This is a genomic window from Labrys miyagiensis, assembly GCF_030160835.1.
In the GTDB taxonomy this organism is placed as follows: Bacteria; Pseudomonadota; Alphaproteobacteria; order Rhizobiales; family Labraceae; genus Labrys; species Labrys miyagiensis.
In genome coordinates this window covers 226,945-252,022 of sequence record NZ_BSPC01000069.1, presented here as the reverse complement: position 1 = coordinate 252,022, position 25,078 = coordinate 226,945, and the positions used below count along the sequence as shown (strand labels likewise).

Genomic DNA, 25,078 nt, shown 5'->3' with positions numbered 1-25,078 from the left:
GAAGCTGGGGGTATCGCGCACACTTCGTGTGCGCTGGGCATTGCGAAGCAATGACGGAGGGGGTGTGGTCCGACAGGCTCGGCATCAAGGGATGGGACTCAGCATTTCCTATGTGAGATCTGAGCCTTATTCAGTAGGGTGAGAACTCGTCGGGCCACACCCCCTCCGACCTCACTCCGTTCGGCCACCTCCCCCAGCTTCGTGGGGGAGGCTTCGCGCCTCGTCCTCACTCCGCCGGGCGCATGCCCTTCACCGTCGCATCATCCGGCAGATAATCCTTGCCATCGCGATAGACGAAATTCGTCATCACGCCCTTGCCGTCCTGCACCGCCGTGGTGCCGACGAAGGCGCCCATGGTGGACTGGTGGTCGAGGGCGCGGAAGGTGATCGGGCCGAAGGGCGTGTCGAGCGGCAGGCCCTCGGCGGCCTTGATCAACGCCGGCGTGTCGGTGGAGCCGGCCTTGGCGAGGATCGCCGCGGCCGCCTTCATGGTGACATAGCCGACGATCGAGCCGAGCCGCGGCGTGTCGTTGTACTTGGCCTGGTAAGCCTTGAGAAAGGCGTCATGTGCCGGCGAGTGCAGGGCGTACCAGGGATAGCCGGTGACGATCCAGCCCGTGGGTGCCTCGTCCTTGAGCGGATCGAGATATTCGGGCTCGCCCGTGAGGAAGCTCACCACCGAACGGTCCTTGAACAGGCCGCGCGTCGTCCCTTCGCGCACGAACTTCACGAGGTCGCCGCCGAAGGTGACGTTGAGGATGGCGTCCGGCTTGGTGGCCAGCAGGGCTTCCACCACCGGGCCGGCATCGATCTTGCCCTGCGTCGGCCATTGCTCGCCGACCCATTTCACGTCGGGGCGCTTGGCGCTGAGAAGCTGCTTGAAGACGGCGACGGCCGACTGGCCATACTCATAGTTCGGCGCCACGGTCGCCCAGGTCTTGGCGGGGAGCTTGGCCGCCTCCTCGGCCAGCATGGCGGCCTGCATGTAGTTGGAGGGGCGCAGGCGGAAGGTTTCGGCATTGCCCTTCGACCAGGTGATGGCATCCGTCAGCGGTTCGGCCGCCAGGAACATCACCTGTTTCTGCTTGGCGAAGTCGGAGACGGCGAGGCCGACATTGGAGAAGAAGGTGCCCATCAGCATCACCGCCCCGTCGCTGCTGGTGAGCTCGTTGGCGGCGGTGATGGCGCTGGCCGGCTTGCCGCCGTCGTCCTTGGAGATCACCTCCAGCTGCTTGCCGTTGACGCCGCCCGCCGCGTTGATCTCGTCCAGCGCCAGCTGCCAGCCCTTGCGATAGGGCTCGGTGAAGGCAGGCAGGCCGGAATAGGAATTGATCTCGCCGATCTTGATCGCATCCGCCGCGAAGGAGGGCCTGGCTGCCAGCAACGTAGCAGCGGCAAGGCCAGCAAACACAAGTCGAGACACTATCCGCATTCGGCACTCCCGCTCTCTCTGATGGCTGTGGTGATGATGGTTTCCGATTGTCGCCCGCTTGTACAGGTCTATCTCGGTGAGGATGGTTGAAATTCGTTCGTATACAAACGAGTTTCAGATGCGTTCGGCAGTCTGTCAAGCGCAATGGATAGGCGGGAATGCCCCGCTTTCAGGCAGATTCTGCTCTCCATGGGCGGCAGGACAACGGCTTCGGGCTTCCCTGATGCGGGGCCGCGACCAAGTTGGTCGAGCACCACACGCCAAACTCCCATTGTTTCTGGCCTGAGCCTGCGAGAGGATGGCTTTCCTGTAAAGACAAGGCATCACGGTGACGCAAATATCCGTTAAGTGGGCTACGAGCATGCGTGCGCAAGCCTTCGTCTTGGTGGGATTATTGCTGGCCTATATCGCAGGATCGGTCATTCCACTCATACCTTTGCCCTTCGATATTTTCGCGACTGCATCCCGCCCGGTCTCCACTTCCGTCTTTGCTCCTTTCGGCTTTGGGCTTGAGGCCTTCATTGGCCCGCTAGCCCTTCTCGAACTCGCCAAGCTAGTCTCTCCCCGCCTGGCGAACTGGCAGATCCGCTCCATACGCAATGCGTCTTGGTTGAACGATGGTGTGCTTGTTGTTGCCATGATTGTGGTTGGTCTGCAGGCTTATGGAATATTTAGGGTGGCCCACGTGATCAGAAGCGAAGATGTGGGCGTCTTCTCCCTTGTCGCCGGTATTGCGAGCTATGTGGGTGCCACTGCATTGTTGACTTGGCTGGCGTATCTCATCACGGACAATGGCCCAAGTGAGGGCTTCTGGCTGCTATGGATCCTTCCGCCTGTCGTTGCCTCTTCCAAGATTGCCGTTGCCCTATATGAACTGACGGCAAAGGGGACGATGCCGCTTTTCACGCTGTTATTGGAAGTAGGTTTTACGCTGTCTGCCTGCGTTGGACTCGTCGTTGCGAATCTCGTTCTGATTGGTGGTCCCGATCCCTCCACCAAGGCGGCTATTAACCCCGACAAAGCGTTGGCGGAGAGATTGGCGAGCATGGCCATTATCTGGCCGCCTCTGCTGACCTATGTCATTCTCAATCTGGCGCGGCCGGTGCTCGCCCATTTCGTGACCAGGACAGCCGAGCCTCCAGTGTGGTTCCGCTCTTATAGCGTGGTGTATTGTCTGCTTGTGGCTGGATTGATCATGCTGTTTTCTTGGGCCTACGCCCGTAGGCGCTTAGTCAGCTGGCACGAGATAGGGAATGTCTTCGACACCAACCCCTCACCCTATTACGTTCCGGCTCCCTTCTGGCTCCTTGGCCTGTTGCAGGCCATGATCTGTGTCGGGGAACTGATACTGAGGCATGTCATGCCGTACTGGCATTCGCTCTTTAATGGTCCCGCACTCATTGTTCTCGTCACCGTGGCTATGAGCTTTATCCGCGGCTGGGGCTTCCTCCCCCTCAAACCTCGTCCTTCGGATAGGAGATGATCGAGAGGAACCTGATCGGCAGCTGTTTCATCTCGTCCGGCCCATGCGGGGCGTCAGCGTCGAAGAACAGGCTGTCGCCGGGCGTGAGGTGGTAGAGCTTGTCGGCGTGGCGGTAGATCACCTCGCCTTCGAGCATGTAGATGAACTCCAGCCCTGAATGCTGGAACAGCGGGAAGACGTCGGATTCTTCCGTCAGCGTGATGACATAGGGTTCCACCACCACGCGGCCGGTATTGCCGCTGTTGTGGCCGAGCAGGCGGTATTGATGGCCGGCGCGTGTGCCGCGGCGCTCGATCAGGAGGCCTTCCCCTGCCTTCACGAACACCGCCTCGCGCCGCTCCTCGAAGCGGCGGAAGAAGGCCGTCACCGGCACGCCCAGGGCTCGCGACAGGGTCTGCAGCGTGGTGAGGGAGGGGGAGGTGACGCCGTTCTCGATCTTGGAGAGCATGCCGAGCGACAGGCCGGTGGCGGCAGCGAGGTCGGCGACGGTGATGCCGAGCTTGTTGCGGAAGGCGCGTACTTCGCGCCCGATCGCCACTTCCAGGATGTTGTCGCGCGCGCCCCCAAGGGCATGCGGGTCCTGGGCCGGCATCACGGCGCCGGAGGGGAAGCTGCGCGTGGGGAAAGCGTCGGAGAACAGGCTCTCGCCCTCGCCGGGATCGATCGGATCGGCATAGGGAAGGCTGACCGCGACCGGATCGCCGTGACCAACAGCCGGGGCCGGCGCGGTTCTGGGGGTTGGTGCTACCACCCGCTTTGTCATCGCGTTCCTTTCGATCCTTCCGAAACGGGACCCAATGACCTTCCCATTCATCCCGTCCTGGCACGGGGCTCTGCCCGTCAAAATCTTCTGCCGCATTGGACCGGCAGCGTAAAGATCGAAGCCCGTTATCCCCCATTATTGGCATTGGCCGCGACAGGCGGTGGCTCTCCGCAGCCTCATGACTTGAATTTTACCGGGGCATTCCTGAAGCGCAAGAAAATTTCCGTCCATTAAACAGGTGGAAAAATGGCCTGAAACAGCCAAAAATTGTCTTGAATACGAATTGTTTGGTCAGACAAGCGCTTGACTCATGCCCGGGATCGAGGGCAATGTTTCCTGGCATAAAAACAAGTTGCCTGTCAGGTAACAACTTGTGTCTCGGAATGGGGAAACGCGCATGACTCCCGGATCGGAAGATCCGCGGATCGAGGTGATGTATCGCCGCGACCGCGCTTGGGCCCTCGTGGCCATCATCGTCCTCTGGCTTACGCTGCTGTTCGTGTTCTTCGAAGTCCTGCCCGATACCGGCTCGAGCGGCGTCGCTATCGCGCTTGTCATCGCCGCCGGGCTGGTCCTGCTCTTCAACACCGCCTCGATCTTCGCGCTCGTGCGCCACTATCACGAGGACAAGGTGCATCTCTACGGGCTGGACCTGCACTACATCGACGAAATGAAAAAATCGAAGCGCTGAGGAACGGTCATGGCCAAGACCCCCTATAAACCACCCGAGCAATCCATGCTGGGCCAGGTCATCGATTCAATCGTATTGCTCGTCCTCGTGGTGGCGAGCCTGTTCCTTCCCGTCGCCATGGGCCTCGCTGGCGGCGGCAAGATCGACCTCACCTTCGCGGAGAAGAGCTGGGCCGGCATGCAGCAGACGCCGCTGATGCAGAGTGTGTGGGAAAAGCTCGGCTACACCACCGAGACGGCGGCGCCAATCATCTCCTCGCGTTTCGACTATTCCTTCTCCCTGCCGATCTTCCTGCTCACCGCCTTGGTCATCCTGATCTACTTCGGCTTCCTGATCTATTTCTCGGACAAGGAATATCGCGAAGTGATCGCCGAGCGTTTCGACGACAAGTAAGGGCCGGGCAATGAATGCTTTCGTCATCCTCGAATATCTTGCCTGGGCGATCTCGATCCTGATCGGCGCCTGGATGCTCTATGACCTGATCAAGACCAACAGTGCCTATTCTGAAGACGTGCTGATGTCCTCCCGCGAAGGCGAGATCGAGGACAGCCTGGTCATCGATCCCACGCACAGGGGGGCGCCATGACCGAGATCACCTCCGAGGCGGCCGCCGCGCCGCAGACCGTTATCCATGGCGAGAAGATCTCGCTCCTGCGCGTGCTCGGCCCCGCCCATGTCTGGGCGCTGGGCGTGGGCATCGTGCTGGTGGGCGAGTTCATGGGTTGGAACTTCGCCGTCGGCAAGGGCGGCGCGCTGGCCGCCCTGATCGCCTGCTGGGTCGCCGGGCTGCTCTATACCTGCGTCGCCATGATCGATTCCGAGGTCACCTCCACGGTGGCGGCAGCGGGCGGCCAATATGCGCAGGCCAAGCACATCGTGGGGCCCCTGATGGCCTTCAATGTCGGCCTCTTTCTCGTCATGGCCTATACGATGCTGGAGGCCGCGAACGCCATCACCGCCGGCTATCTCATCCAGACCGTGGGTGGCATGGCCGGCTTCGACAGCGTGCACGACAAGCCCTTCATCGTGCTCACCATCATGGGGCTGGCGCTGCTCAACTATCGCGGCGTCTATGCCACGCTCACCTTCAACCTGGTCATCACCGCCATCGCCTTCATCGCCATCATTCTCCTGTTCTTTGGCGTGAGGCCGTGGTCGAACGAACTGCTCAAACCTGCCGAATTTCTCAACGGCCTGCCCTATGGCTGGCTGGGCGTGATCGCGGCGCTGCATTTCGGCCTGTGGTTCTATCTTGGCATCGAGGGCACCACGCAGGCCGCCGAGGAGGTGCGCTCGCCCGCCCGCTCGCTGCCGCTCGGCACCATGCTCGGCATGATCACGCTGCTGATCGCAGCCGCCATCACCTGGTATGTCTGCGTCAGCCTGATGCCCTGGGAATATCTGGGACAAGCGGTGACGCCGCTGTTCGACGCCGCCCGCCTGACCGACTCCACCGGTCTGATGGTGCTGCTCTTCATCGGCACCATCTTCTCCACGCTCGCCTCGGCCAATGGCTGCATCAACGACGCCTCGCGCGCCTGGTTCTCCATGGGGCGCGACCGCTACATGCCGGCCTGGTTCGGCGCGGTGCATCCGCAATACCGCACGCCCTTCCGCTCGATCTTCTTCCTGGTGCCGATCGCGCTCATCTTCGCGCTTGGCGCCCCGCTCGACCAGGTGGTGACCTTCTCGATCCTGTCGGGCCTGCTCGGCTACACCTTCATGTCCTTCAACATGATGATGTTCCGCGCCAAATGGCCGCTCGGTTCGATCAAGCGCGGCTATGTCCACCCGTTGCATCCGCTGCCGGCCATCGTGCTGTTCGTGCTCTGCGCCGCCACCTATTTCGCGGTATTCCTCGGCTATGGCACCCAGCTCGTGGCGATGATGGTGTTCTACATCGTGGTTTCGATGTGGTTCGCCTTCCACCGCTACAAATTCGTGCGGCGCGGCGACCAGTTCACCATGCCCTGGCCGCGGCCGAAGGGGTACTGAGCCATGGCCTGGCTCGGCGGCCTCGTCTTCGTCGCCACCGGCCTGGCGCTGCTGGTCTGGCTCCAGCGGCGTGAGAGGACGGCGATCTGGCGCAAGCGGCGCGATATCTTCGCCGATTGCCTGCCGCTGCTCGACGCCGGCGCGATCACCCTGGGACGGGACGGCTTCCCATGTCTGACCGGCCGCATCGCCGGGCGGCAGATCCGGGCCGAGCTCCTGCCCGACACCCTGACGATCCGGCGCCTGCCGCAATTATGGCTCTCGCTCACCATCCTCACGCCCTTGCCCGCCACCTCCAGCCTCGGCGTGCTGGTGCGGCCTTCGGGCAGCGAATTCTATGCCCGCACGCCGGAACTGCCCCTGCGCCTCGACGTGCCCGCCCCCTTTCCCGCCGAGGCGATGTTGCGCGGCAGTGGACCGGGCGCGAGCGCGCTGCTGCCACGCATAAGCAAGGCTTTCGCCGCCTTCCTCAAGGATGCCCGCGTGAAGGAGATCATGCTGACGCCGCGCGGCCTGCGGGTGGTCCACCAGGTGGCAGAGGGGCAGCGCGGGGCGCATCTCCTGTTGCGACAATGCGATTTCGGCGATGCCAGGGTGGAAACCACGACCTTCCTGCGGCTCTATGATGGGCTGGAGGCGATCGCCGCGGCCGTGGAACCTTCCGCGCGGCCGGCGGCGGCGCGTCCCGGCCTGAGGGCATGACCATGCCAGCCGCCGTCCTGCCGAAGCCGGTCAATCCCTATCTCGTGCTGGCCGTGGCGACGCTGCTGCCGGGCGTCGGCCATGTGCTGCTTGGCCAGCAGGCACGCGGGCTCGGCTTTGTCTTCTTCACGCTGCTGCTCGGCTTTCTGACCCTGCATCTGACGACGCCCGACACTTCGCTGATCGGACGTTTTGCCGGCGGCCTGTTCGTCTGGGCGCTGTCGATCCCCGATGCCTATCGCATCGCGCGCACTCGCTGGGAGCTATGGCGGCGGCAGGCCGGGTGAGGCGACGGGCATACCGGAGACGCAAGCCTAGCCCAAAAACACTATTCGCCCTCATACCGCCCCAGGCAGCACGATCGCCTCGAAATGCTGCCTGGCGTGCTCGTAGAACACCGCCGGGGCGAAATGCAGGTTGCCGGCGGCGCGCAGCATCAGGCCGAAGCGGTTGGTCGGCAGGCCGGGCTCGTCGAGCGGGCGGAACACCAGTTCGCCGCGCTGGATCTCGTTCTGGGCGCCGATCGGCGTCATGATCGAGATGTGGTGGCCGATCTGGGCGAGCTCGACCAGCATGCGGATGGAATCGACCTCCACCAGCGGCAGGCGCGACAGGGACAGGCGCTGCAGGAAGGGTTCGATCACCTCGCGGAAGGAGATCTCCGGCTTGGCCACCGCCACATTGTGATCGAGGCAATCGGCCAGCGTCAGCGCTCGCCGGGCGGCCAGCGGATGGTCGGGCAGCATCACCGCGCCAATGTGCACCTCGCGCCTGACGGCCACCTCGATGCCCCGCGGCGTGCCGGCGATGAAGCCGAAACCAATGTCGACACGCTCGTCGACGATGCGGGCGATTACTTCCGCCGAAGAAGCGACGGAGACGTCGAGATGCAGGCGCGGATAGCGCTGGCTGAAATCGGCGATCAGCCGCGGCACGAAGGACAGGCCCACGCTCTCCACGGTGGCGATGCGGATCGTTCCCGTCTTCAGCCCGCGCAGCATGTCGAGCTCGGAGACCGCGGCCTCCATCGGCGCCAGCAGGCGGCGGGAGTGACGGTAGAGAATCTCGCCCGCCGGCGTCAGCTTGAGGCGACGGTTCTCGCGCTGGAACAGTTCCATGCCGAGCGCGTCCTCAAGGCCGGCGACCTGTCGTGTCACGGCCGATGAGGCCACATTCAGCCGGCGCGCCGCCTCTCGGATAGATAAATATTCAGCAACCGCATTAAAATAAACCAGAGACGGTTGGTGAAATACACGCGTCAGCAGGGCGGGCGAAAGAGCATGCTCGCGCGGGCGAGCCAATGTAGCTGCCCTCACGTCATCTCTTCTTTGCTGCCGGCCAGCAATTACGATCATGGAGAGGATTTAAACACAAATTTACATCGTCGCACAGACTTTTCCCGACGCTTTCGCTGCCCGGCAATCCTGTTGCCGGTTTGGCAGCGTCACGCTCTGCAATCGGAAATATCCCTCGATATGGATTCTGATATGATGGTGACGTTGGAGAAGCGCTCCGCCTTCCCCTGCGTTCCGCCAACGATACTTGAAATTGCTTCTTATCCGTAAAAGCTCGTCCGCAGCAGCGGCGAAGCCTTGCCTTGTGCCGTGGAGGAACTGATGTCGTTCGTCGTTATCGTGATTGCCCTGCCGATCATGGTGGCCAGCTTTGCCGTTCAGGGTGAAGCCCGCCGCCAGATCGTCCTTGCCGCCAAGCGGGCCTGAGGCGCGGCCATGGACCTCAATGCCATCATGAAGGCCGTCCGTCCGGCCGACCGCACCGCCCTCACCGCCATTGCGAGGCGCGTCCGCAAATCCGATGCCTGGCTTGCCGGCGGCACGGGACTCTTCGCCGAGCCTCAGCCCGATGTTCGCCGCGTGGTTGACCTCCTCGGCATGAACTGGGAACCGCTGGTGGCGGCGGAACAGGGCCTCACCATATCGGCAACCTGCAGCCTCGGCACGCTCGCCACCTTCAAGGCGCCAGCCGACTGGCTGGGCGCGGCGCTGATCGAGCGCTGCTGCAGGGCCTTCCCGGCCGCCTTCCGCAACTGGAGCACGGCGACGGTGGGCGGCAATCTGTGCATGGCGCTGCCCTCCGGGCCATTGATCGCGCTCGGTGCGGCGCTGGAAGGCGTGTGCACGATTTGGACCCCCGCAGGCGGCGAACGCCGGCTTGCAGTGGCGGATTTCGTGCGCGGGCCGCGCCTGTCGGCCTTGCGGGCGGGCGAAGTGCTGCGCTCGCTGCGGCTCCCGGCCGAAGCCCTCAAACGGGCTGTGGCTCTGCGGCGCATCTGCCTGACCAAAAGTGGCGGTTCGGATGCGCTCCTGATCGGCACCCTGTCGGCCGAAGGCGATCTCACCCTCACCGTGACGGCATCGACCCGCCGCCCCCTGCAGTTCGACTTCGACGGCATGCCAACCGAAGCTGTGCTCCGCCAGCGCCTGGGTGACGATATCCCGGTGGAGTTCTACTATGCCGATCGGCATGGCCGCCCCGACTGGTGCCGGCAGATGACGCAGGATCTGGCCGCCGAGATCTGCCGGGAGCTTCGCGCGACCGCCGCGCCCCGCCCCCAACGCCCCGGCCCGGCCCACGACAGCTGGAGCCATACGCAACAAGGCTCGGGCGGTGCGTTCGAAGCACTGTTGATGTGCTGAGGGGATGCACATCGCCGCGGCCTGCCTTCAAGGAGCGGGAATAAGAACGGTTCCCGCAGACACGCTAAAGCGTTTTGCGATTTGACGGCATCAGCAAGAATCGCAAAGACGCGTTGAAACAAAGAGTGAGAGCAAAGCAGCGTTTACGCTTAGACGCGCTTTGCTCTAGGCAAGAATGGGGTGTGAACGATCGTATCGCCACGCACGCCCATAATCGTTTATGAGTAGCCGGCTCAACGCCCCTCCTGATGTCTGCTCATGGCGTCCCCTTAGCGTGCGAGGCGGAGCGGGTCGAGGTTTCGGAGAAACGCGCTTCCATTGGTGAAAGGCCGCTCATGTTCGGTTGGGTCAGGCATCCGTAAAGCTCCGGACGACGGCCACGAATCCAGCGCTGGCCCGTGCATCTGTCGAGCAATGCGAGATCTATTTCGGTGCTTACGATTGCATCGGCAGCCTGCCAGGTCTCGACCAGAATCCGGCCATAGGGATCGAGGATCATCGCATTGCCGGTGCGTACTTCATCCTCGTCCTGGCCGATGCCGTTGCTGAAGACGAGGAACATCCCGTTATCGTGCGCACGTGACGGCAGCCAACGTAGAAACCACTCGCGGCCATTGGGACCTCTGATTTCGGCTTCAATGGCTGCAGGATCTTCATGACGTTGAATCCACTTCTGGACAGGGATTCGCTTCATTCCATGTGGACTGACGGAATGGCCCCCTCCTGCCTGATGGGGCGCGATCAGGAGTTCCGCGCCGAGCAAGGCGTTTGCCCGTGCGTTTTCGATCAGGTTGTTGTCCCAGCAAATCAGGATCCCTGCGCGGATACCCCAAGGCGTATCAAAGACCGTAAAGGCATTGCCGCTGGAGATAAGGCGATGCTCCCAGGCATGCAGCTTACGATGGCAATGAACCTGTCCGCCCGGCATGCACACCGCGTAGGCGTTGTAGAGCGCCCCATTTTCTGCCAGTTCCAGAAATCCGGCGCCGATCGCAATGCCGCGCTCCCGCGCCAGCCGGGCGACGTGCGAGACGGATGGGCCCGATAAGGGCTCAGCAAGAGCGCGCAGCGCCGCATCATCCAGCTTCGGGACGTGCCAGTAGCCGCAGATGCACATCTCGGGAAAGGCCACAAGTTGGCTGCCTGCCAGGACGGCTTGCTGCGTGAAGAACTCGATGCGCCCGAGATTATAGGCTTTGTCGCTTGCCCAGTGCTGAAACTGCACGGAGGAAACCTTGAAGGTCATAACGATCGCTCCTGATACCTTGGAACAAGTTGATCATGCTGAAATCGTTTCGTAAAATGACATTTTCGACGCAAATAAGTCGGAACTTGAATGGATATCAAACTGCTGCGCTCCTTCGTCCAACTGATCGATGCCGGCCATTACGGCAGGGCGTCGTCGAAGCTGTTCGTCACCCAGTCCACGCTGTCCAAGCAAATCCAGGCGTTGGAGACAATGGTCGGCGGGCCGCTGTTTGAGCGTGGACGGCATGGTGCAAAGCTGACGCCGTTGGGAAAGCTGCTGCAGCAGGAAGCGCGCGTACTCTTGCGTTTGAGCGATGACCTCGACGTCAAGATGCATCGCGCAAATGCCGGCCTGACCGGTAACCTCGACATCGGATTTGGCATTTCGACGCTCGTCACCGCGCCCCGGCTGATCGCCGGTTTCCGGATGATGACCCCCGACAGCCGGATTACGCTCAACGATCTGCCATCGAGAGAGCAGCATCAGCGATTGCTTGGCGGCCGGCTCGATGTCGGCTTTTGCCGGGCGCCTGAGGAGGTCGGCGAGTTATCCTTCATGCCGGTCCTCGAGGAGCGGTTGGCGCTGGTGCTTTCCAGCGACACGGAGATTCCTCCCCGGAGCCGGCTGTCGACCTTGAACAGTCTTGGTTTTGTCGCGCTTTCGCCGTCGCGCGGACCGGGGCTGGATGCACAGATCAGCCGATGGTGTACCTCGGCCCGCTTCAGGCCACGAATCATCCAGCATGCGGACGACGTCTTGACCATTCATGCCGTGGTTGCTGCCGGGCTGGGCGCTGCCTTCCTGCCATGGCACGGCGTTGAAGCTTTGGGTAACCGCACCCACCAACAGCCCTTGTCGGGCCCGGCCTCAAAGTGGCCCGTTGGAATTTGCTGGCGGAGTGCGGATATCAATCCTCTATTGCTGCGGTTTGTCGACTATGTTTCGACGCATCGGTGAGGAGGAGTTCTCTCAATTCTGAAAGACAGCCCTGATCGTATTCTTCTTCGGGGCTGGACCCGCCAAGGAACTATGGCTCAATTTGCACCGAGCCCTATTTCCGGAAATCACGCAGAGCGCTTTTCAGCGCGGCCGGGGCATCTGATTTTTCCAGGTCCGTTCGCCATACCGGCAATGCGACATTGAGCCGAAGCATCGTGCTCTTCTGCATGGGGCCATGAATCGGATTGATGGGGTCAACCCGCCCGTCGACGGCGGAAACGAACTTGCGAAGGTGCCGCATCTGGAACATTCGGATCCAGGTCACGGTGATGCTGTCGCATTTTCCCGTCGGGAGCGGTGCCTGATTGTCGAAGAACGTCTTGGCGAGCTGGCGGTATTCGCGAGCAATCTGGTCGGTCATCGCGGCGTCGGCGGCGAAGGCTGCACCGACGAAGTCGAAGAAATCGTGTATCTCGGTCGGCCCGTCAATCTTAAGAGGCTGGTCCTTGGGGGCAGCGAGGGTCGTCATGAGGATGTATTGCACGAGCATGACATCATCGGCTCTGTTGGCGCAATTCTCGCCGACAGCGCTGTCCAGGTTGAGAAGATAGCCGATATTCTTCGTCTTCGCGTTCAGCTTTATCCAGGATTCCGGGATATTCATTTTGTAAGCCATCTGCGGACCCTCCCTGTACGGGCTGTGGCGCCAAAGTGCATTGCTCCATGTGTTTCGTTGCGAACGTCCTATCGTTCGGAGAGACATGTATCAGAGGCTGGGCCCACAAGGTCGAATCTGGATCGGATGCTTCTATGGACGGGCGCCGCTTTCAACTGTTGAGGACATAATTTCTACTCGCCTGTTCTTTGCCCGATCCGCTGCTGTCCTGTTCGGCGCCGTCGGGCCTGTCTTGCCGAAGCCTTGCGTCCTTGTGACGGAAGGAATCAAGTATCTCCATTTGCAGAAACACTGGGCGACGGCCGCGCTCGCGGGAGGCAGGATCGAGGGTATCGCGAATACCGCCACCCTCAAAACCGGGGACGCCTGGCTATTCCATTCGCCATTTTCTCAGCGCACAGAATGACAGACTTGCCGCGGTTTGTGGTTCCCTCATTGTGGGGAAGCGGGCATGGGCCGCGATCTCATATCGACGGTCTCGATCCGGACATTTCGTACGGCGCATTTCGTGCTCGAAGTCTCCCGCCTGCAAGCGGGTGGCGGCCTGATCGAGATGGCGGGGATCGCGATCTTCCTTTCCCGCCAATATGCCTCTGCAAAAAATGTCGATCTCACTACATCGGCTCTACCGATGTAGTTGTGGTGATCGACACTTCAGCCTCCGTCTGGCTTTCCCTCTGGACGTGGGGGGCAATCCGGGCGAACGTCACGGGGGCCCACCCGGCATACTTTCCTGCCAGGAAAGTAGTTATGCCTCTGGATTATTCCTCACAGGAAAAATTTGTTCAGAACGGTTGATGGTGCCGGGCGAACTTGCTAGCCTCAGTGAAATTATTTGCACTGAGGGCGCCCATCATGTGTGGCATTGTCGGCCTGTTTCTCAAGGACAAGAGTCTGGAGCCCCAATTGGGCGCGCTCTTGTCCGGTATGCTCAACACCATGTGCGATCGCGGGCCGGATTCGGCCGGCTTCGCCATTTATGGCGCGCCTGAGGCCGGCAAGGCCAAGATCACCGTGCAGTCGGCCAATCCCACCGCCGATTTCGAGGGCCTCGCCGAGGCCGTGGGCAAGGCTGTGGGCGGCGAGGTCTCGCTCAAGCCCAAGGATACGCATGCGGTGCTGAGCGTGCCCGCCGACAAGGCCGAGGCCGCGCGCGAGGCCATCCGCGCGGCGCGTCCCTCGGTGCGCATCATGGGTTCGGGCGAGGCGATCGAGATCTACAAGGAAGTGGGCTACCCCACCGAGGTCGCCAAGCGCTTCGCCCTCGCCCAGATGACCGGCAGCCATGGCATCGGCCATACCCGCATGGCGACGGAATCGGCGGTGACCACGCTCGGCGCCCATCCGTTCTCGACCGGGGCTGACGAATGCCTCGTCCATAATGGTTCGCTCTCCAACCACAACAATCTGCGCCGCGAGCTCCGGCATGACGGCATGAGCTTCGAGACGGAGAACGATTCCGAAGTCGCGGCCGCCTATCTGACCTGGCGCATGAACCAGGGCCTCAATCTCGGTGAGGCGATGGAGAAGGGTCTCGACGATCTCGACGGCTTCTACACTTTCGTCGTCGGCACCAAGGACGGCTTTGGAGTCGTGCGCGATCCGGTCGCGTGCAAGCCCGCCGTGCTGGCCGAGACGGACCAATATGTCGCCTTCGGCTCCGAATATCGCGCGCTGGTCAACCTGCCGGGCATCGAGGATGCCAAGGTGTGGGAGCCCGAGCCCGCCACCGTGTATTTCTGGGAGCGCTGAGGCATGGATCAGCTGGCAACGAAAGCCGAACGCGTGAAGACGGATATCGAGAAGATCGACCTCGCTAAGACGCCGCTGCGCGAGCTGAACCAGGCCCTGCATGCGCTGAAGGCGGGCACCAACGCCACCGCCTGGGAAGTGAGCAATCCCAAGGGCTCGCATGCCGTGGCGGTGGGCGTCGATGCGCCCGTCCGCATCGATGTGAAGGGCAGCGTCGGCTATTACTGCGCCGGCATGAACAAGGAAGCGACCATTGTCGTGCATGGCTCGGCCGGTCCCGGTTGCGCCGAGAACATGATGTCCGGCGAGGTGCGCATCAAGGGCGATGCCAGCCAATATGCCGGCGCCACCGGCAAGGGCGGGCTGCTGGTGATCGAGGGCAACGCCTCCTCGCGCTGCGGCATTTCGATGAAGGGCATCGATATTGTCGTGCGCGGCAATATCGGACACATGTCCGCCTTCATGGCGCAGTCGGGCAACCTCGTCGTCTGTGGCGATGCCGGCGACGCCCTGGGCGATTCCATCTATGAAGCCCGGCTTTTCGTGCGTGGCAAGGTGAAGAGCCTCGGCGCCGACTGCATCGAGAAGGAGATGCGGCCGGAGCATCTGGAGATCCTCAAGGGCCTGCTGGCGAAGGCGGGTTTCGATGATGTCAAGCCGGGCGAGTTCAAGCGCTATGGCTCGGCCCGCAAGCTCTACAATTTCAACATCGACAATGCGGATGCGTACTGACCTGGGAGCGCGGACATCCTGTCCGCTCTTTCTTTTTTAAGACACCTCGTTTCCAAGAGCGGACAGGATGTCCGCGCTCCCAGGAGCAATCATGAGCTATCACAATCCGCCGACCGTCCCGCGCAAGTCCGCAACCTTCGACGACTACACCCTGTCGGAAATCCGCCGTGCAGCGACAACGGGCATCTATGACATCCGCGGCGGCGGGGCCAAGCGCAAGGTGCCCCATTTCGACGACCTGCTCTTCCTCGGCGCCTCGATCTCGCGCTATCCGCTGGAAGGCTATCGCGAGAAATGCGCCACCAATGTCGTGCTCGGCTCGCGCTTCGCCAAGAAGCCGATCGAGCTGAAGATCCCGATCACCATCGCCGGCATGAGCTTCGGCTCGCTGTCGGGGCGGGCCAAGGAGGCGCTCGGGCGCGGCGCCACCATCGCCGGCACCTCGACCACCACGGGTGACGGCGGCATGACGCCGGAGGAGCGCGGCCAGTCGCAGACCCTGGTCTACCAGTATTTGCCCTCGCGCTATGGCATGAACCCGGACGATTTGCGCAAGGCCGATGCCATCGAGGTGGTGGTCGGCCAGGGCGCCAAGCCCGGCGGCGGCGGCATGCTGCTCGGCCAGAAGATCTCCGACCGTGTCGCTCAGATGCGCACTTTGCCAAAGGGCATCGACCAGCGCTCCGCCTGCCGCCATCCCGACTGGACGGGCCCCGACGATCTCGAGATCAAGATCCTGGAACTGCGCGAGATCACCGATTGGGAAAAGCCGATCTATGTGAAGGTTGGCGGCGCGCGGCCCTATTACGACGTGGCGCTGGCCGTGAAGTCGGGCGCCGACGTCGTGGTGCTCGACGGCATGCAGGGCGGCACGGCGGCGACGCAGGAAGTCTTCATCGAACATGTCGGCCAGCCGACGCTCGCCTGCATCCGGCCGGCCGTGCAGGCGTTGCAGGATCTCGGTATGCATCGCAAGGTGCAGCTCATCGTCTCCGGCGGAATCCGCAACGGCGCCGATGTGGCCAAGGCCCTGGCGCTCGGCGCCGACGCAGTCTCGATCGGCACGGCGGCGCTGGTGGCGCTCGGCGACAACGATCCCATCCATGAGGAAGAGTACCGCGCGCTCGGCACCACGGCCGGCGCCTATGACGACTGGCATGAGGGCAAGGATCCGGCCGGCATCACCACGCAGGATCCGGAGCTGATGGAGCGCCTCGATCCGGTCAAGGCCGGGCGGCGGCTTGCCAACTACCTCAAGGTGATGACGCTGGAGGCGCAGACCATCGCGCGGGCCTGCGGCAAGAACCATGTCCACAATCTGGAGCCCGAGGACCTCTGCGCCCTCACCATCGAAGCCGCCGCCATGGCACGCGTGCCCCTGGCGGGTACGAGCTGGATCCCAGGGCAGGGGTTTTAAGGTGTGCAGTTTCAGCTCTTTTCTTGAGGAGCCAATGAATTTGTTCACCTCGCTTGAAGCGTCGCGCAGCCCCTCACCTCTATCCTCTCCCCGTAAACGGGGCGAGTGGGCGCAATCGTCGAGATTTTTTCGTCGGCGTCTCAACTCGCCCAACCGTTGCGCGAGATGAGCGTTCTGAAGACAAGGCGCGCCGTCAAAGTCCCCTCGCCCCGTTTACGGGGGGAGGATAGAGGTGAGGGGCGGCGCGACGTTTCCATATTCGAGGGGCATGTCCTGACGCCGCCCTTCGCGAACTCCGCAAAACTGCCGCCAGAGCAGCTTTGAGAAAATTATACTCATCCAAGTACCGGGAACACATCACATGACGCAGGATCTGGCTGAAATCGCCAAGGAAAAGGGCATCCGCTACTTCATGATCTCCTATACGGACCTGTTCGGCGCCCAGCGCGCCAAGCTGGTGCCGGCGGCGGCGATCGCGGATATGCAAAGGGACGGCGCTGGCTTTGCCGGTTTCGCCACGTGGCTCGACATGACGCCCGCCCATCCCGATCTCTTCGCCGTGCCCGACGCTTCCGCCGTGGTGCAACTGCCGTGGAAGAAGGATGTCGCCTGGGTCGCCGCCGATTGCGTGATGGAAGAGCAGCATGTCGAGCAGGCGCCGCGCGTCGTGCTCAAGAACGTCATGGCCAATGCGGCCAAGGAAGGCCTCTATGTGAGGACCGGTGTCGAGGCCGAGTTCTTCCTGACCGATGCCGACGGTGGCGCCATTTCGGACAGCAAGGATAACGCCGCCAAGCCCTGCTACGACCAGCAGGCCCTGATGCGCCGCTATGACGTCATCGCCGAGATCTGCGACTACATGCTGGAGCTCGGCTGGGGGCCCTATCAGAACGACCATGAGGACGCCAACGGCCAGTTCGAGATGAACTGGAACTTCGACGACTGCCTCATCACGGCCGACCGCCATTCCTTCTTCAAATTCATGGTCAAGTCGGTGGCCGAGAAGCACGGGTTGCGCGCCACCTTCATGCCCAAGCCCTTCCCGGGCCTCACAGGTTCGGGCTGCCACGCCCATATCTCGGTGTGGGACAAGGCCGGCAAGACCAACATGTTCTACGACGCCAAGGATGAGATGGGCCTGTCGGCGCAGGGTTACCACTTCCTCGGCGGCATCATGAAACATGCCGAGGCGCTGGCCGCTATCACCAACCCCACCGTCAATTCCTATAAGAGAATCAATGCCCCGCGCACTGTGTCGGGCGCGACATGGTCGCCCAACACCGTGACCTGGACGGGCAACAACCGCACCCACATGGTGCGTGTGCCCGGCAAGGGTCGCTTCGAGCTGCGCCTGCCCGACGGCGCCGCCAATCCCTATCTCCTGCAGGCTGTGATCATTGCCGCCGGCCTCGATGGCATCCATACCAAGGCCGACCCCGGCAAGCGCTACGACATCGATATGTACCAGATGGGCCATACGGTGAAGGGCGCGCCCAAGCTGCCTCTGAACCTGCTCGACGCCCTCAGGAATTTCGACAAGGACAAGGGCCTGAAGGCCGCGCTTGGCGAAGCCTTCTCCTCGTCCTATCTCAAGCTGAAGCACCAGGAGTGGAACAGCTACGCCCAGCATTTCACGCAGTGGGAGCGCGAGCATACGCTCGACGTGTAGCCTGGGGCCGCCGGCTCTCCAGCCGGCTCTTCCTACGCCGACTTTGCAAGGCGAGGCGCATGAAGCGGAGTGGCGATCACCGATCGCCATCTTTCTCTCTCGAAGATGTGGTGCTTCCAAGGTTGTCGATCCCGCCACTTTGGCAAGGCCGAAGTGGCTAAAGATCGATACTCCGAACCCGGCGCTCCCGGCTCAATGCTTGAGGATCTGGCTCAGAAAAGTCTTCGTGCGCTCGTGCTGCGGGTTGGTGAAGAAGTCGTGAGGCTTGCCTTCTTCGACGATCTGACCCGAATTCATGAAGATCACCCGGTCGGCCACGGCGCGGGCGAAACCCATTTCGTGGGTGACGCAGACCATGGTCATGCCGTCGCGGGCCAGGCTCGTCATCGTCTCCAGCACTTCCGACACCATTTCCGGATCGAGCGCCGAGGTCGGCTCGTCGAACAGCATCACGGCCGGCTGCATGCAGAGGCTCCGGGCGATGGCGACGCGTTGCTGCTGGCCGCCGGAGAGCTGCACCGGGAACTTGTTGGCCTGGTCGGGGATGCGCACGCGTTCGAGGAATTGCAGCGCCGTCTTCCTCGCTTCGGCAGACTTGACGCCCTTGATCCACATTGGCCCGACCATGCAGTTCATCAGCACCGTCATATGCGGGAACAGGTTGAAGTGCTGGAACACCATGCCGACATTGCGGCGCACGGCGGCGACGTCCTTCATCTTGTCGTGCAGGGTGACGCCGGTGACCACGATGTCGCCCTCCTGATGCGCCTCGAGGCGGTTGAAGCAGCGGATCAGGGTCGACTTGCCCGAGCCGGAGGGCCCGCAGATGACGATGCGCTCGCCCTTGCGTACGGTGAGGTTGATGTCCTTGAGCACCTGGAAAGTGCCATACCATTTGGCCACATTCGTGGCCTGGATGATGGTGTCGGCGTTCATCGCACCTTGCTCCTGGCGTAATGGCGTTCGATGCGGGCCTGGATGAGCTCGAGGCAGATCGACATGATCCAGTAGAGCATCGCGGCAGAGATCAGCATTTCCATGTGCTGGAAGGTCTTCTGGCCCAGCGTGCGGGCGAGGAACATCAGCTCCCACACGCCGATCACCGAGACGAGGGAACTGTCCTTCAGCATCGAGATGAACTGGTTGCCGGTGGGCGGGATGATCACCGGCAGCGCCTGCGGCAGGATGATCTTGCGCATGGTGAGGCCGAAGCCGAAGCCCATGGAGCGCGAGGCCTCCCACTGGCCGCGATCGATGCTCTGGATTCCGGAGCGGAAGATCTCGGTCATGTAGGCGCCGTAGCACAGCGACAACGCCAGGATGCCGGCCGGCACGGCGTCGATGACGAAGCCGAGCTGCGGCAGGCCGAGATAGATCAGGTAGACCTGCATCAGCAGCGGCAGGCCGCGGAAGAAGGAGGTGTAGAAGCTGGCGATGGCATAGGCAAAGCCGTTGGTCGAGAGCTTGGCTACGGCGCCGAGGATGGCGATCACCGAGGCGACGACGATCGAGATGGCCGAGACATAGAGCGTGGTGACCACACCCTGCGTGATCAGGAAGGGCAGCTTCTCGCGGATGAAGGGCAGGCTGAGATGGAATGTCTCGAAGAAGGCGAGGAAGAGCAGCAGCAATTCGAGCCAGACGATGCCGATCTGTACCTTCAGGGGCGCAAAGCCGATCAAGACGACGTTCAGGCAGAAGATCACCGCGACGGTGAAGGCGATGGCGAAGCGGCCGTAGAGACCACTCTGCAGGGGATCACCGATCACCGGGCGCAGCAATTCACCCATCGTCGTACCCGTCAGATTGAAGGCCAGGAAGCAGGCCAGCACGAGGGCGAACATGCCGGCGATGAACCAGGGCTTGTGGACGATGACCTCGGATTCCACGGTATCGGGATAAAGCATCTCTCGTTCCCTTGAACGGCGAAGGGCTTTGCTTGGGACGAAGGCTCTGTCATCCCCTTCCAAGGCCTTAGGCCTTGCCGGGGATGGCAGACTTTCTCTGCCAACCCATCATCAAAAAGCGGCCCGCACTCTCGGGCCGCCTCGGGTGTACCTCACTTGGTCACAGTGTAGTCGACGCCGTACCACTTCACTGAAAGCTTGCTCAGCGTGCCGTCGGTCTTCATCGCCTGCACGGCATCGGCGATCTTGGTCTTGAACTCGGGATCGCCATGCTCGATCGCCACCGCCAGCGGCTCGTAGAACACGGCTTCGCCGATCTGCTTGATCGGATAGCCGGCTTTCTTGGCGTCGTTGATGCTGGGTTGGGAGGAGATCACCGCATCCAGGCGCACGCCGTCGCCGAGGCGCAGATCATCGAAGGCGGTGGTCGAGTTGGCGTAGGATTTCACCTGGCCGGGCTTGAACTCATAGGTGAAGGGTGGGGCGCCGGCAGCGTCCAGCGTCAGGTCGCCATTGGCATAGGCCTCGAAGGTCGAGGAGGTGGTGGCGCCGACGGTCTTGCCGCCGAGGTCTGAGAGCTTGGCGGCCTTGCTGTCATTGTGCACGGCTACGGCGGCAGGGGTGTAGTAATAGACGGCGGGGAAGTCGAAGATCTCGGCGCGCTTCTTGGTGGGTGTCATCGAACCCACATGCATGTCCCAGCGGCCGGCCCAGTTGCCGGCGGTGATGATGTCCCAGCCCGGCGTGATGAACTCGACCTTCACGCCGATGCGCTTGCCGATCTCCTTGGCGACGTCGACATCGAAACCGTCGAGCTCGTTCTTGTCGTTCATGAAGGATTGCGGCGCCCAATTGGCGTCGGTGGCAACCTTGAGCGTGCCGGCCGCCACCACGCGATCGAGCACGGCGCCGGCCTGGGCCGGAACCACGGCGAGCGACAGGGCCAACGCAGCGGCGACAGCCGTCAGTTTCGAGATGTAATTCATGCGATCAATTCCCCTCTCATGGCGCAGACCGGTCGGGCGGTCTTGCGCTGGTTCAAACGCTTCTGGATGCTGCGGCGGCGCTTTTTTGCGGTCTGCCGGTGATGTAGATTAGAAGGGTGGCAGCCCTGTCCGTCTTCCGGCGATACGGAGCAGGATCGGCCTGCGGATTCCTTGAATCAGCGGAAGCACACCATCCCCTCACAGCTCGCCCTTCTGCTTCATCTCGTCCCTCACGCTGCGCGCCACGCGGAAGGCCTCGACGCCGGCTGGGATGCCGCAATAGACGGCGATCTGCATGAGGGCGGCGCGCAGTTCCGTCTCGCTCAAGCCGTTGCGGATGGCGCCGCGGAAATGGGTGCCGAATTCGTGCATGCGGTTGAGGGCGGCGAGCATGCCGAGATTGAGCAGGCTGCGCTGCTTGAGGTCGAGACCTTCGTCGGTCCAGGCGGCGCCCCAGCAATATTCGTTGAGCATATCCTGGAAGGGGCGCGAGAAATCGTCGGCATTGGTCATGGCGCGGTCGACATAGTCGTCGCCGAGAACCTGGCGGCGCATCTTCTCGCCGGCCTGCTGCAATTGCTTATCCATGGGCTTCCTCCTTCTCGGCGAGAAAATCTCGCATCAAGGCCGCCACTCTATCGGGTGCCTCGATGAGGATGGAATGGCGAAGCCCCGGCAGGATGGCGAGGCTTGAGCCAGGAATGCGCTCATGCATGTAAGTCGCCATGCGCGGACTGGAGCCGATGTCCTCCTCGCCAGTGGCGATCAGGGTGGGGCAGCGGATCTGGTCGAGGAAACCGCCGAAATCGGTCTCGGCCAACACCCGGTAGGCGGAGGCATAGCAGTCGCGATCGTTCTCGGCATCACGGGCCCGCAGCCTTGCGATCACGTCCGGATTTTCAGCCTGGAACTTCTCGGTGAGCCAGCGCGACAGCGAGGCCTCGTGATGACCAGCGGGCGTACCGATGCGCAGCGCCGCCAGGCGCCCGAGCACCTGCTCGCGCTCCTCCGGCGTGCGACCCGCCACGGTCGAGAGCAGCACGAGCCGGCGCAGGCGCCGCTGATGCGTCAGCGCCAGGCGCTGGGCGATCAGCCCGCCCAATGAGAAGCCGGCTAAGTTGAAGCTCTCAAAGCCGACATGATCGGCCAGCGCCAGGGTTTCGTTGACGAAATCATCGATCTCGTAACGCCCCCTGACGCGGCTGGAGCGGCCATGGCCGCGCAAGTCGAAGGTGAGGATGGTGAAGCGGTCGGCGAGCCGCTCCACCACGCCGCTCCAGGCCTCGAGATAGGAGCCGACGCCGTGGATACAGACGAGCGGCTCCGGGCCGCTGCCGTCGAGGCGGTAGTTGAGGGTCGCCTCGCCGACGGTGTGGTTCAGCACCGCCGTCATGCCCGCACCTTGGCGCGTGCGCGTTCCGCTTCCTTCTCGCGGGCGGCGAAGAAGGGCATCACCTCCCTGACGAACAGGTTGATCGTCTTCTTTTGCAGCTCGAAGGGCAGGTTGAAGGTGAGGCCGAGGCAATATTGGTCGACGCCGGCCGCTTCATAGACGAGCAGCTTCTCGATCACCTCGTCGGGCGTGCCGAACATCAGGTTCCGGCGCACGCTTTCCGGGTTGTAGTTGTCCTTGCCCTTCACGGCCTCATAGGGCACGGCCTCGGGAAAACCGTTGGTGACGGTGCCGATATTCTGGAACAGGTTCTCGAAGGCGCGGCCATAGTCGATGCTGTGCTGCACGGCGAGCTGCCAGTCCTCCGGCCGGTCGTAGACGCAGGTCCGGCGCTGCATCATGAAGCGCGGCCGCGATACTTCGGGATGATCGGCCACCGCCTTGTGGAACTTGTCCGAGAGCACCTGGATTTCGGCCGCGGGCGCCGAGAGCGGGGTGGAGAGGATGCTGGCGCCCTGGGCAATGGCCCAGTCGAAGGTGCCGGGATCGCGCGCGGCCACCCAGATCGGCGGATGGGGCTGCTGCAGGGGCTTGGGAACGGAGGTCGCGAGGGGAAACTTCCAGTAATGACCATCATGGGCATAGTCGCCTTGCCATAGCCTTTTGATGGCCGGCAAGAGCTCCTTGAGATAGGCAACGCCTTCCTGCTGCGGCATGCCGCCGGCCATGCGATCGAACTCGTACTGGTAGGAGCCGCGGGCGATGCCGAATTCGAGTCGCCCGTCGGTGAGGTGGTCGCAGAGCGCAGCCTCGCCGGCGAGGCGGATCGGGCTCCAATAGGGCGCAACCAGGGTCGAGGTACCCAGCCGGATGCGCTGCGTGTGCTGGGCCAGCCAGGTCAGCGTCTGGAACGGGTTCGGCGAGATCGTGCATTCGATGGTGTGGTGTTCGGCCGTCCACAAGGTCTCGAAGCCGCCCTCATCCGCCATGCGGGCGAGGTCGAGCAGGTTGTTCTTGACCCGCGCCATCGGCACGCCGGGCGAGAAACGCTCCATGGTCAGCGAAACCGCGAATTTCATGTCTTTCTTCCCCTTGGGGTTTGTCTTGGATGACCGGGGTCACTTCAGGCGGATGACGAAGGGGTCCTGCATGGCGCCGGAGTAGTCGACGATGATGTTCTTCAGCCGCGAGAACTCGCGCATCACCTCGAAGCCGCCGCGCCTTCCATAGCCGCTCTCCTTGAAGCCGCCATTGGCGGACATGAAGGACGAGGAGCGATAGGTGTTGATCCACACCGTGCCGGCGTCGATGCGGTTGGCGAAGCGCATGGCGCGGTCGATGTTCTGGGTCCAGATGCCGGAGGCGAGGCCGTAGCGCGTGTCGTTGGCGAGCGTGATCATCTCCTCCTCCGAGGAGAAGGGCATGATGCCGACAATGGGGCCGAACAGCTCGTCGCGCATGAAGGCCATGTCGTTCTGGGCTTCCACCATCACGGTGGGCTCGAAATACCAGCCGCGCGCGAGCTCATCCGCCTGCGGACGCTTGCCGCCGGCGGCGATCCTGGCGCCCTCGCGCACGCCCGACGCGACATAGGATTCGACCTTGGTAAGCTGGCTCGAGAGCGCCAGCGGGCCGATATCGGTCTCCTCCCGCATGGGGTGACCGACCTTGACGCGGCCGGTGCGGGCGATCAGTGCCTCGACGAAGCGGTCATAAACACTGGCCTCGACGAAGCAGCGCGAACCGGCGACGCAGGACTGCCCCGCCGCGGCGAACACACCGGAGACGACGCCGTTCACGGCATGCTCGATATCGACATCCGCGAAAACGACATGGGGCGACTTGCCGCCGAGCTCCATCGAGCAGGGCACGAGGTTGGCGGCGGCGTTGGCGGCGATGCGGCGGCCCGTGTCAGTGCTGCCGGTGAAGACATATTTGGCCACGCCCGGATGGCGCGTCAGCGCCTCGCCGGCGCTGCGGCCGGTGCCGGTGACGACATTGACGACGCCGGCCGGAAAGCCAGCTTCCGTGATCAGCTCGGCCAGTGCCAGGGTCGAAGCGGTGGCGTGCTCAGAAGGCTTGATCACCACCGTGTTGCCAATGGCGAGGCAGGGCGCAAGCGTGCCTGTGAGCAGCATCAGCGGCGAGTTCCAGGGCGTGATCATGCCGACGACGCCGAGCGGCTCGCGCATGTTGAAGTTCAGCATGTCGAGCTTGTTGACCGGGATGGTCTCGCCTTGCAGCTTGTCGGCCATGCCGGCAAAGTAATGATAGGAGTCCGGCATGGCGCGCATCTGCGCCCGCATCTCCTTGATCAGCTTGCCATTGTCGCGCGTCTCGATTGCCGCCAGCTCGTCGGCATGCTCCAGCACGAGGTCGGCGAGCTTGCGCACCAGGCGGCCGCGGTCGGTCTGCGTCATGCGCCGCCAAGCCGGATTGCGGAAGGCGGCGCTCGCGGCCGCCACGGCGGCGTCGACGTCGGCGGCATCTGCCTCGGCCAAATGGTACCAGCTCTCGCCGGTGGTGGGGTCGAAGCTCTCGATATAGTTGCCGTTCTTCGGCGCGACGAAGCGGCCGTCGATGAACAGCTTCTGGCGCGAGCCTTCGAGGGATTTCACGGTCGTCTTCATCATCG

The 25,078-nt window shown here is 62.7% G+C and carries 26 protein-coding genes; 14 read left to right on the top strand and 12 right to left on the bottom strand.

Annotation, left to right across the window (positions count from 1 at the left end; all coding sequences use genetic code 11):
- Positions 1-226: 226 nt before the first annotated feature.
- A complete protein-coding gene (locus tag QQL24_RS31020) occupies positions 227-1,432 on the bottom strand; it encodes an ABC transporter substrate-binding protein (protein WP_284316159.1) in 1,206 nt (401 codons plus the stop codon).
- A 361-nt stretch (positions 1,433-1,793) separates the two neighbouring features.
- Here QQL24_RS31020 and QQL24_RS31015 point away from each other — a divergent pair, with 361 nt between their 5' ends.
- A complete protein-coding gene (locus tag QQL24_RS31015; RefSeq protein ID WP_284316158.1) occupies positions 1,794-2,915 on the top strand; it encodes a hypothetical protein in 1,122 nt (373 codons plus the stop codon).
- Here the strand turns inward: QQL24_RS31015 and QQL24_RS31010 are convergent.
- A complete protein-coding gene (locus QQL24_RS31010; RefSeq protein WP_284316157.1) occupies positions 2,887-3,678 on the bottom strand; it encodes a helix-turn-helix domain-containing protein in 792 nt (263 codons plus the stop codon). The genes QQL24_RS31015 and QQL24_RS31010 overlap by 29 nt on opposite strands.
- Before the next feature lie 397 nt (positions 3,679-4,075).
- On the opposite strand from QQL24_RS31010, the gene QQL24_RS31005 reads away from it, so the two are divergent.
- The 6 genes from QQL24_RS31005 to QQL24_RS30980 are packed head-to-tail and all read left to right on the top strand — an operon-like array spanning position 4,076 to position 7,353.
- Entirely contained in the window at positions 4,076-4,369 is a 294-nt protein-coding gene (locus QQL24_RS31005) for a DUF4173 domain-containing protein (RefSeq protein WP_284316156.1), read from the top strand.
- Between the two features lie 9 nt (positions 4,370-4,378).
- Positions 4,379-4,762 (top strand): hypothetical protein, encoded by a 384-nt coding sequence (locus QQL24_RS31000; protein ID WP_284316155.1) that lies wholly within the window; start codon positions 4,379-4,381, stop codon positions 4,760-4,762.
- 10 nt (positions 4,763-4,772) lie between these two features.
- On the top strand, positions 4,773-4,955 hold the full coding sequence (locus QQL24_RS30995; RefSeq protein ID WP_284316154.1) for a hypothetical protein: 183 nt from the start codon (positions 4,773-4,775) through the stop codon (positions 4,953-4,955).
- Positions 4,952-6,364 (top strand): APC family permease, encoded by a 1,413-nt coding sequence (locus QQL24_RS30990; RefSeq protein ID WP_284316153.1) that lies wholly within the window; start codon positions 4,952-4,954, stop codon positions 6,362-6,364. Before QQL24_RS30995 ends, QQL24_RS30990 begins: the two co-directional genes overlap by 4 nt.
- A gap of 3 nt (positions 6,365-6,367) precedes the next feature.
- Positions 6,368-7,066, top strand: a complete 699-nt coding sequence (locus QQL24_RS30985; RefSeq protein WP_284316152.1) for a hypothetical protein — start codon at positions 6,368-6,370, stop codon at positions 7,064-7,066.
- 17 nt (positions 7,067-7,083) lie between these two features.
- Positions 7,084-7,353 (top strand): hypothetical protein, encoded by a 270-nt coding sequence (locus tag QQL24_RS30980; protein ID WP_284316300.1) that lies wholly within the window; start codon positions 7,084-7,086, stop codon positions 7,351-7,353.
- A gap of 51 nt (positions 7,354-7,404) precedes the next feature.
- Here QQL24_RS30980 and QQL24_RS30975 read toward each other — a convergent pair whose 3' ends face one another.
- Positions 7,405-8,421 carry a LysR family transcriptional regulator gene (locus tag QQL24_RS30975; protein ID WP_284316151.1) on the bottom strand — a complete coding sequence of 339 codons (1,017 nt, stop codon included), beginning with the start codon at positions 8,419-8,421 and terminating at the stop codon, positions 7,405-7,407.
- 375 nt (positions 8,422-8,796) lie between these two features.
- Between QQL24_RS30975 and QQL24_RS30970 the strand changes: the two genes are divergently transcribed.
- Complete coding sequence (locus QQL24_RS30970; RefSeq protein WP_284316150.1) at positions 8,797-9,723, top strand: FAD binding domain-containing protein; 927 nt, start codon at positions 8,797-8,799, stop codon at positions 9,721-9,723.
- 256 nt (positions 9,724-9,979) lie between these two features.
- Here QQL24_RS30970 and QQL24_RS30965 read toward each other — a convergent pair whose 3' ends face one another.
- Positions 9,980-10,969, bottom strand: a complete 990-nt coding sequence (locus QQL24_RS30965; protein WP_284316149.1) for a nitrilase family protein — start codon at positions 10,967-10,969, stop codon at positions 9,980-9,982.
- A 90-nt stretch (positions 10,970-11,059) separates the two neighbouring features.
- Between QQL24_RS30965 and QQL24_RS30960 the strand changes: the two genes are divergently transcribed.
- Complete coding sequence (locus QQL24_RS30960) at positions 11,060-11,929, top strand: LysR family transcriptional regulator (protein ID WP_284316148.1); 870 nt, start codon at positions 11,060-11,062, stop codon at positions 11,927-11,929.
- 94 nt (positions 11,930-12,023) lie between these two features.
- Here QQL24_RS30960 and QQL24_RS30955 read toward each other — a convergent pair whose 3' ends face one another.
- Positions 12,024-12,587: a hypothetical protein gene (locus tag QQL24_RS30955; RefSeq protein WP_284316147.1), complete on the bottom strand. Its 564-nt coding sequence runs from the start codon at positions 12,585-12,587 to the stop codon at positions 12,024-12,026.
- Between the two features lie 451 nt (positions 12,588-13,038).
- On the opposite strand from QQL24_RS30955, the gene QQL24_RS30950 reads away from it, so the two are divergent.
- The 5 genes from QQL24_RS30950 (at position 13,039) to glnT (ending at position 18,157) form a co-directional block, all read left to right on the top strand.
- On the top strand, positions 13,039-13,224 hold the full coding sequence (locus QQL24_RS30950; protein WP_284316146.1) for a hypothetical protein: 186 nt from the start codon (positions 13,039-13,041) through the stop codon (positions 13,222-13,224).
- A 218-nt stretch (positions 13,225-13,442) separates the two neighbouring features.
- Positions 13,443-14,339: a class II glutamine amidotransferase gene (locus QQL24_RS30945; protein ID WP_284316145.1), complete on the top strand. Its 897-nt coding sequence runs from the start codon at positions 13,443-13,445 to the stop codon at positions 14,337-14,339.
- A 3-nt stretch (positions 14,340-14,342) separates the two neighbouring features.
- Positions 14,343-15,071, top strand: coding sequence for a GXGXG domain-containing protein (locus QQL24_RS30940; RefSeq protein ID WP_284316144.1), 729 nt, complete (start codon positions 14,343-14,345; stop codon positions 15,069-15,071).
- A gap of 91 nt (positions 15,072-15,162) precedes the next feature.
- The gene (locus tag QQL24_RS30935) at positions 15,163-16,488 is read left to right on the top strand and encodes an FMN-binding glutamate synthase family protein (protein ID WP_284316143.1); all 1,326 of its coding nucleotides are present in this window, start codon (positions 15,163-15,165) and stop codon (positions 16,486-16,488) included.
- A 361-nt stretch (positions 16,489-16,849) separates the two neighbouring features.
- Entirely contained in the window at positions 16,850-18,157 is a 1,308-nt protein-coding gene (gene glnT / locus QQL24_RS30930; RefSeq protein ID WP_284316142.1) for a type III glutamate--ammonia ligase, read from the top strand.
- A gap of 192 nt (positions 18,158-18,349) precedes the next feature.
- Here the strand turns inward: glnT and QQL24_RS30925 are convergent, their stop codons facing one another.
- From QQL24_RS30925 to QQL24_RS30895, 7 genes are all read right to left on the bottom strand, one after another.
- Positions 18,350-19,093 carry an amino acid ABC transporter ATP-binding protein gene (locus tag QQL24_RS30925; protein ID WP_284316141.1) on the bottom strand — a complete coding sequence of 248 codons (744 nt, stop codon included), beginning with the start codon at positions 19,091-19,093 and terminating at the stop codon, positions 18,350-18,352.
- On the bottom strand, positions 19,090-20,064 hold the full coding sequence (locus QQL24_RS30920; protein WP_284316140.1) for an amino acid ABC transporter permease: 975 nt from the start codon (positions 20,062-20,064) through the stop codon (positions 19,090-19,092). Before QQL24_RS30920 ends, QQL24_RS30925 begins: the two co-directional genes overlap by 4 nt.
- 152 nt (positions 20,065-20,216) lie before the next feature.
- Positions 20,217-21,050, bottom strand: a complete 834-nt coding sequence (locus tag QQL24_RS30915) for a transporter substrate-binding domain-containing protein (protein WP_284316139.1) — start codon at positions 21,048-21,050, stop codon at positions 20,217-20,219.
- A gap of 198 nt (positions 21,051-21,248) precedes the next feature.
- The gene (locus QQL24_RS30910; protein ID WP_284316138.1) at positions 21,249-21,638 is read right to left on the bottom strand and encodes a carboxymuconolactone decarboxylase family protein; all 390 of its coding nucleotides are present in this window, start codon (positions 21,636-21,638) and stop codon (positions 21,249-21,251) included.
- Positions 21,631-22,443, bottom strand: a complete 813-nt coding sequence (locus tag QQL24_RS30905) for an alpha/beta fold hydrolase (RefSeq protein ID WP_284316137.1) — start codon at positions 22,441-22,443, stop codon at positions 21,631-21,633. Before QQL24_RS30905 ends, QQL24_RS30910 begins: the two co-directional genes overlap by 8 nt.
- Entirely contained in the window at positions 22,440-23,522 is a 1,083-nt protein-coding gene (locus tag QQL24_RS30900) for an LLM class flavin-dependent oxidoreductase (protein WP_284316136.1), read from the bottom strand. Before QQL24_RS30900 ends, QQL24_RS30905 begins: the two co-directional genes overlap by 4 nt.
- Positions 23,523-23,561: 39 nt before the next feature.
- A complete protein-coding gene (locus QQL24_RS30895) occupies positions 23,562-25,073 on the bottom strand; it encodes an aldehyde dehydrogenase (RefSeq protein ID WP_284316299.1) in 1,512 nt (503 codons plus the stop codon).
- Positions 25,074-25,078: the final 5 nt, after the last annotated feature.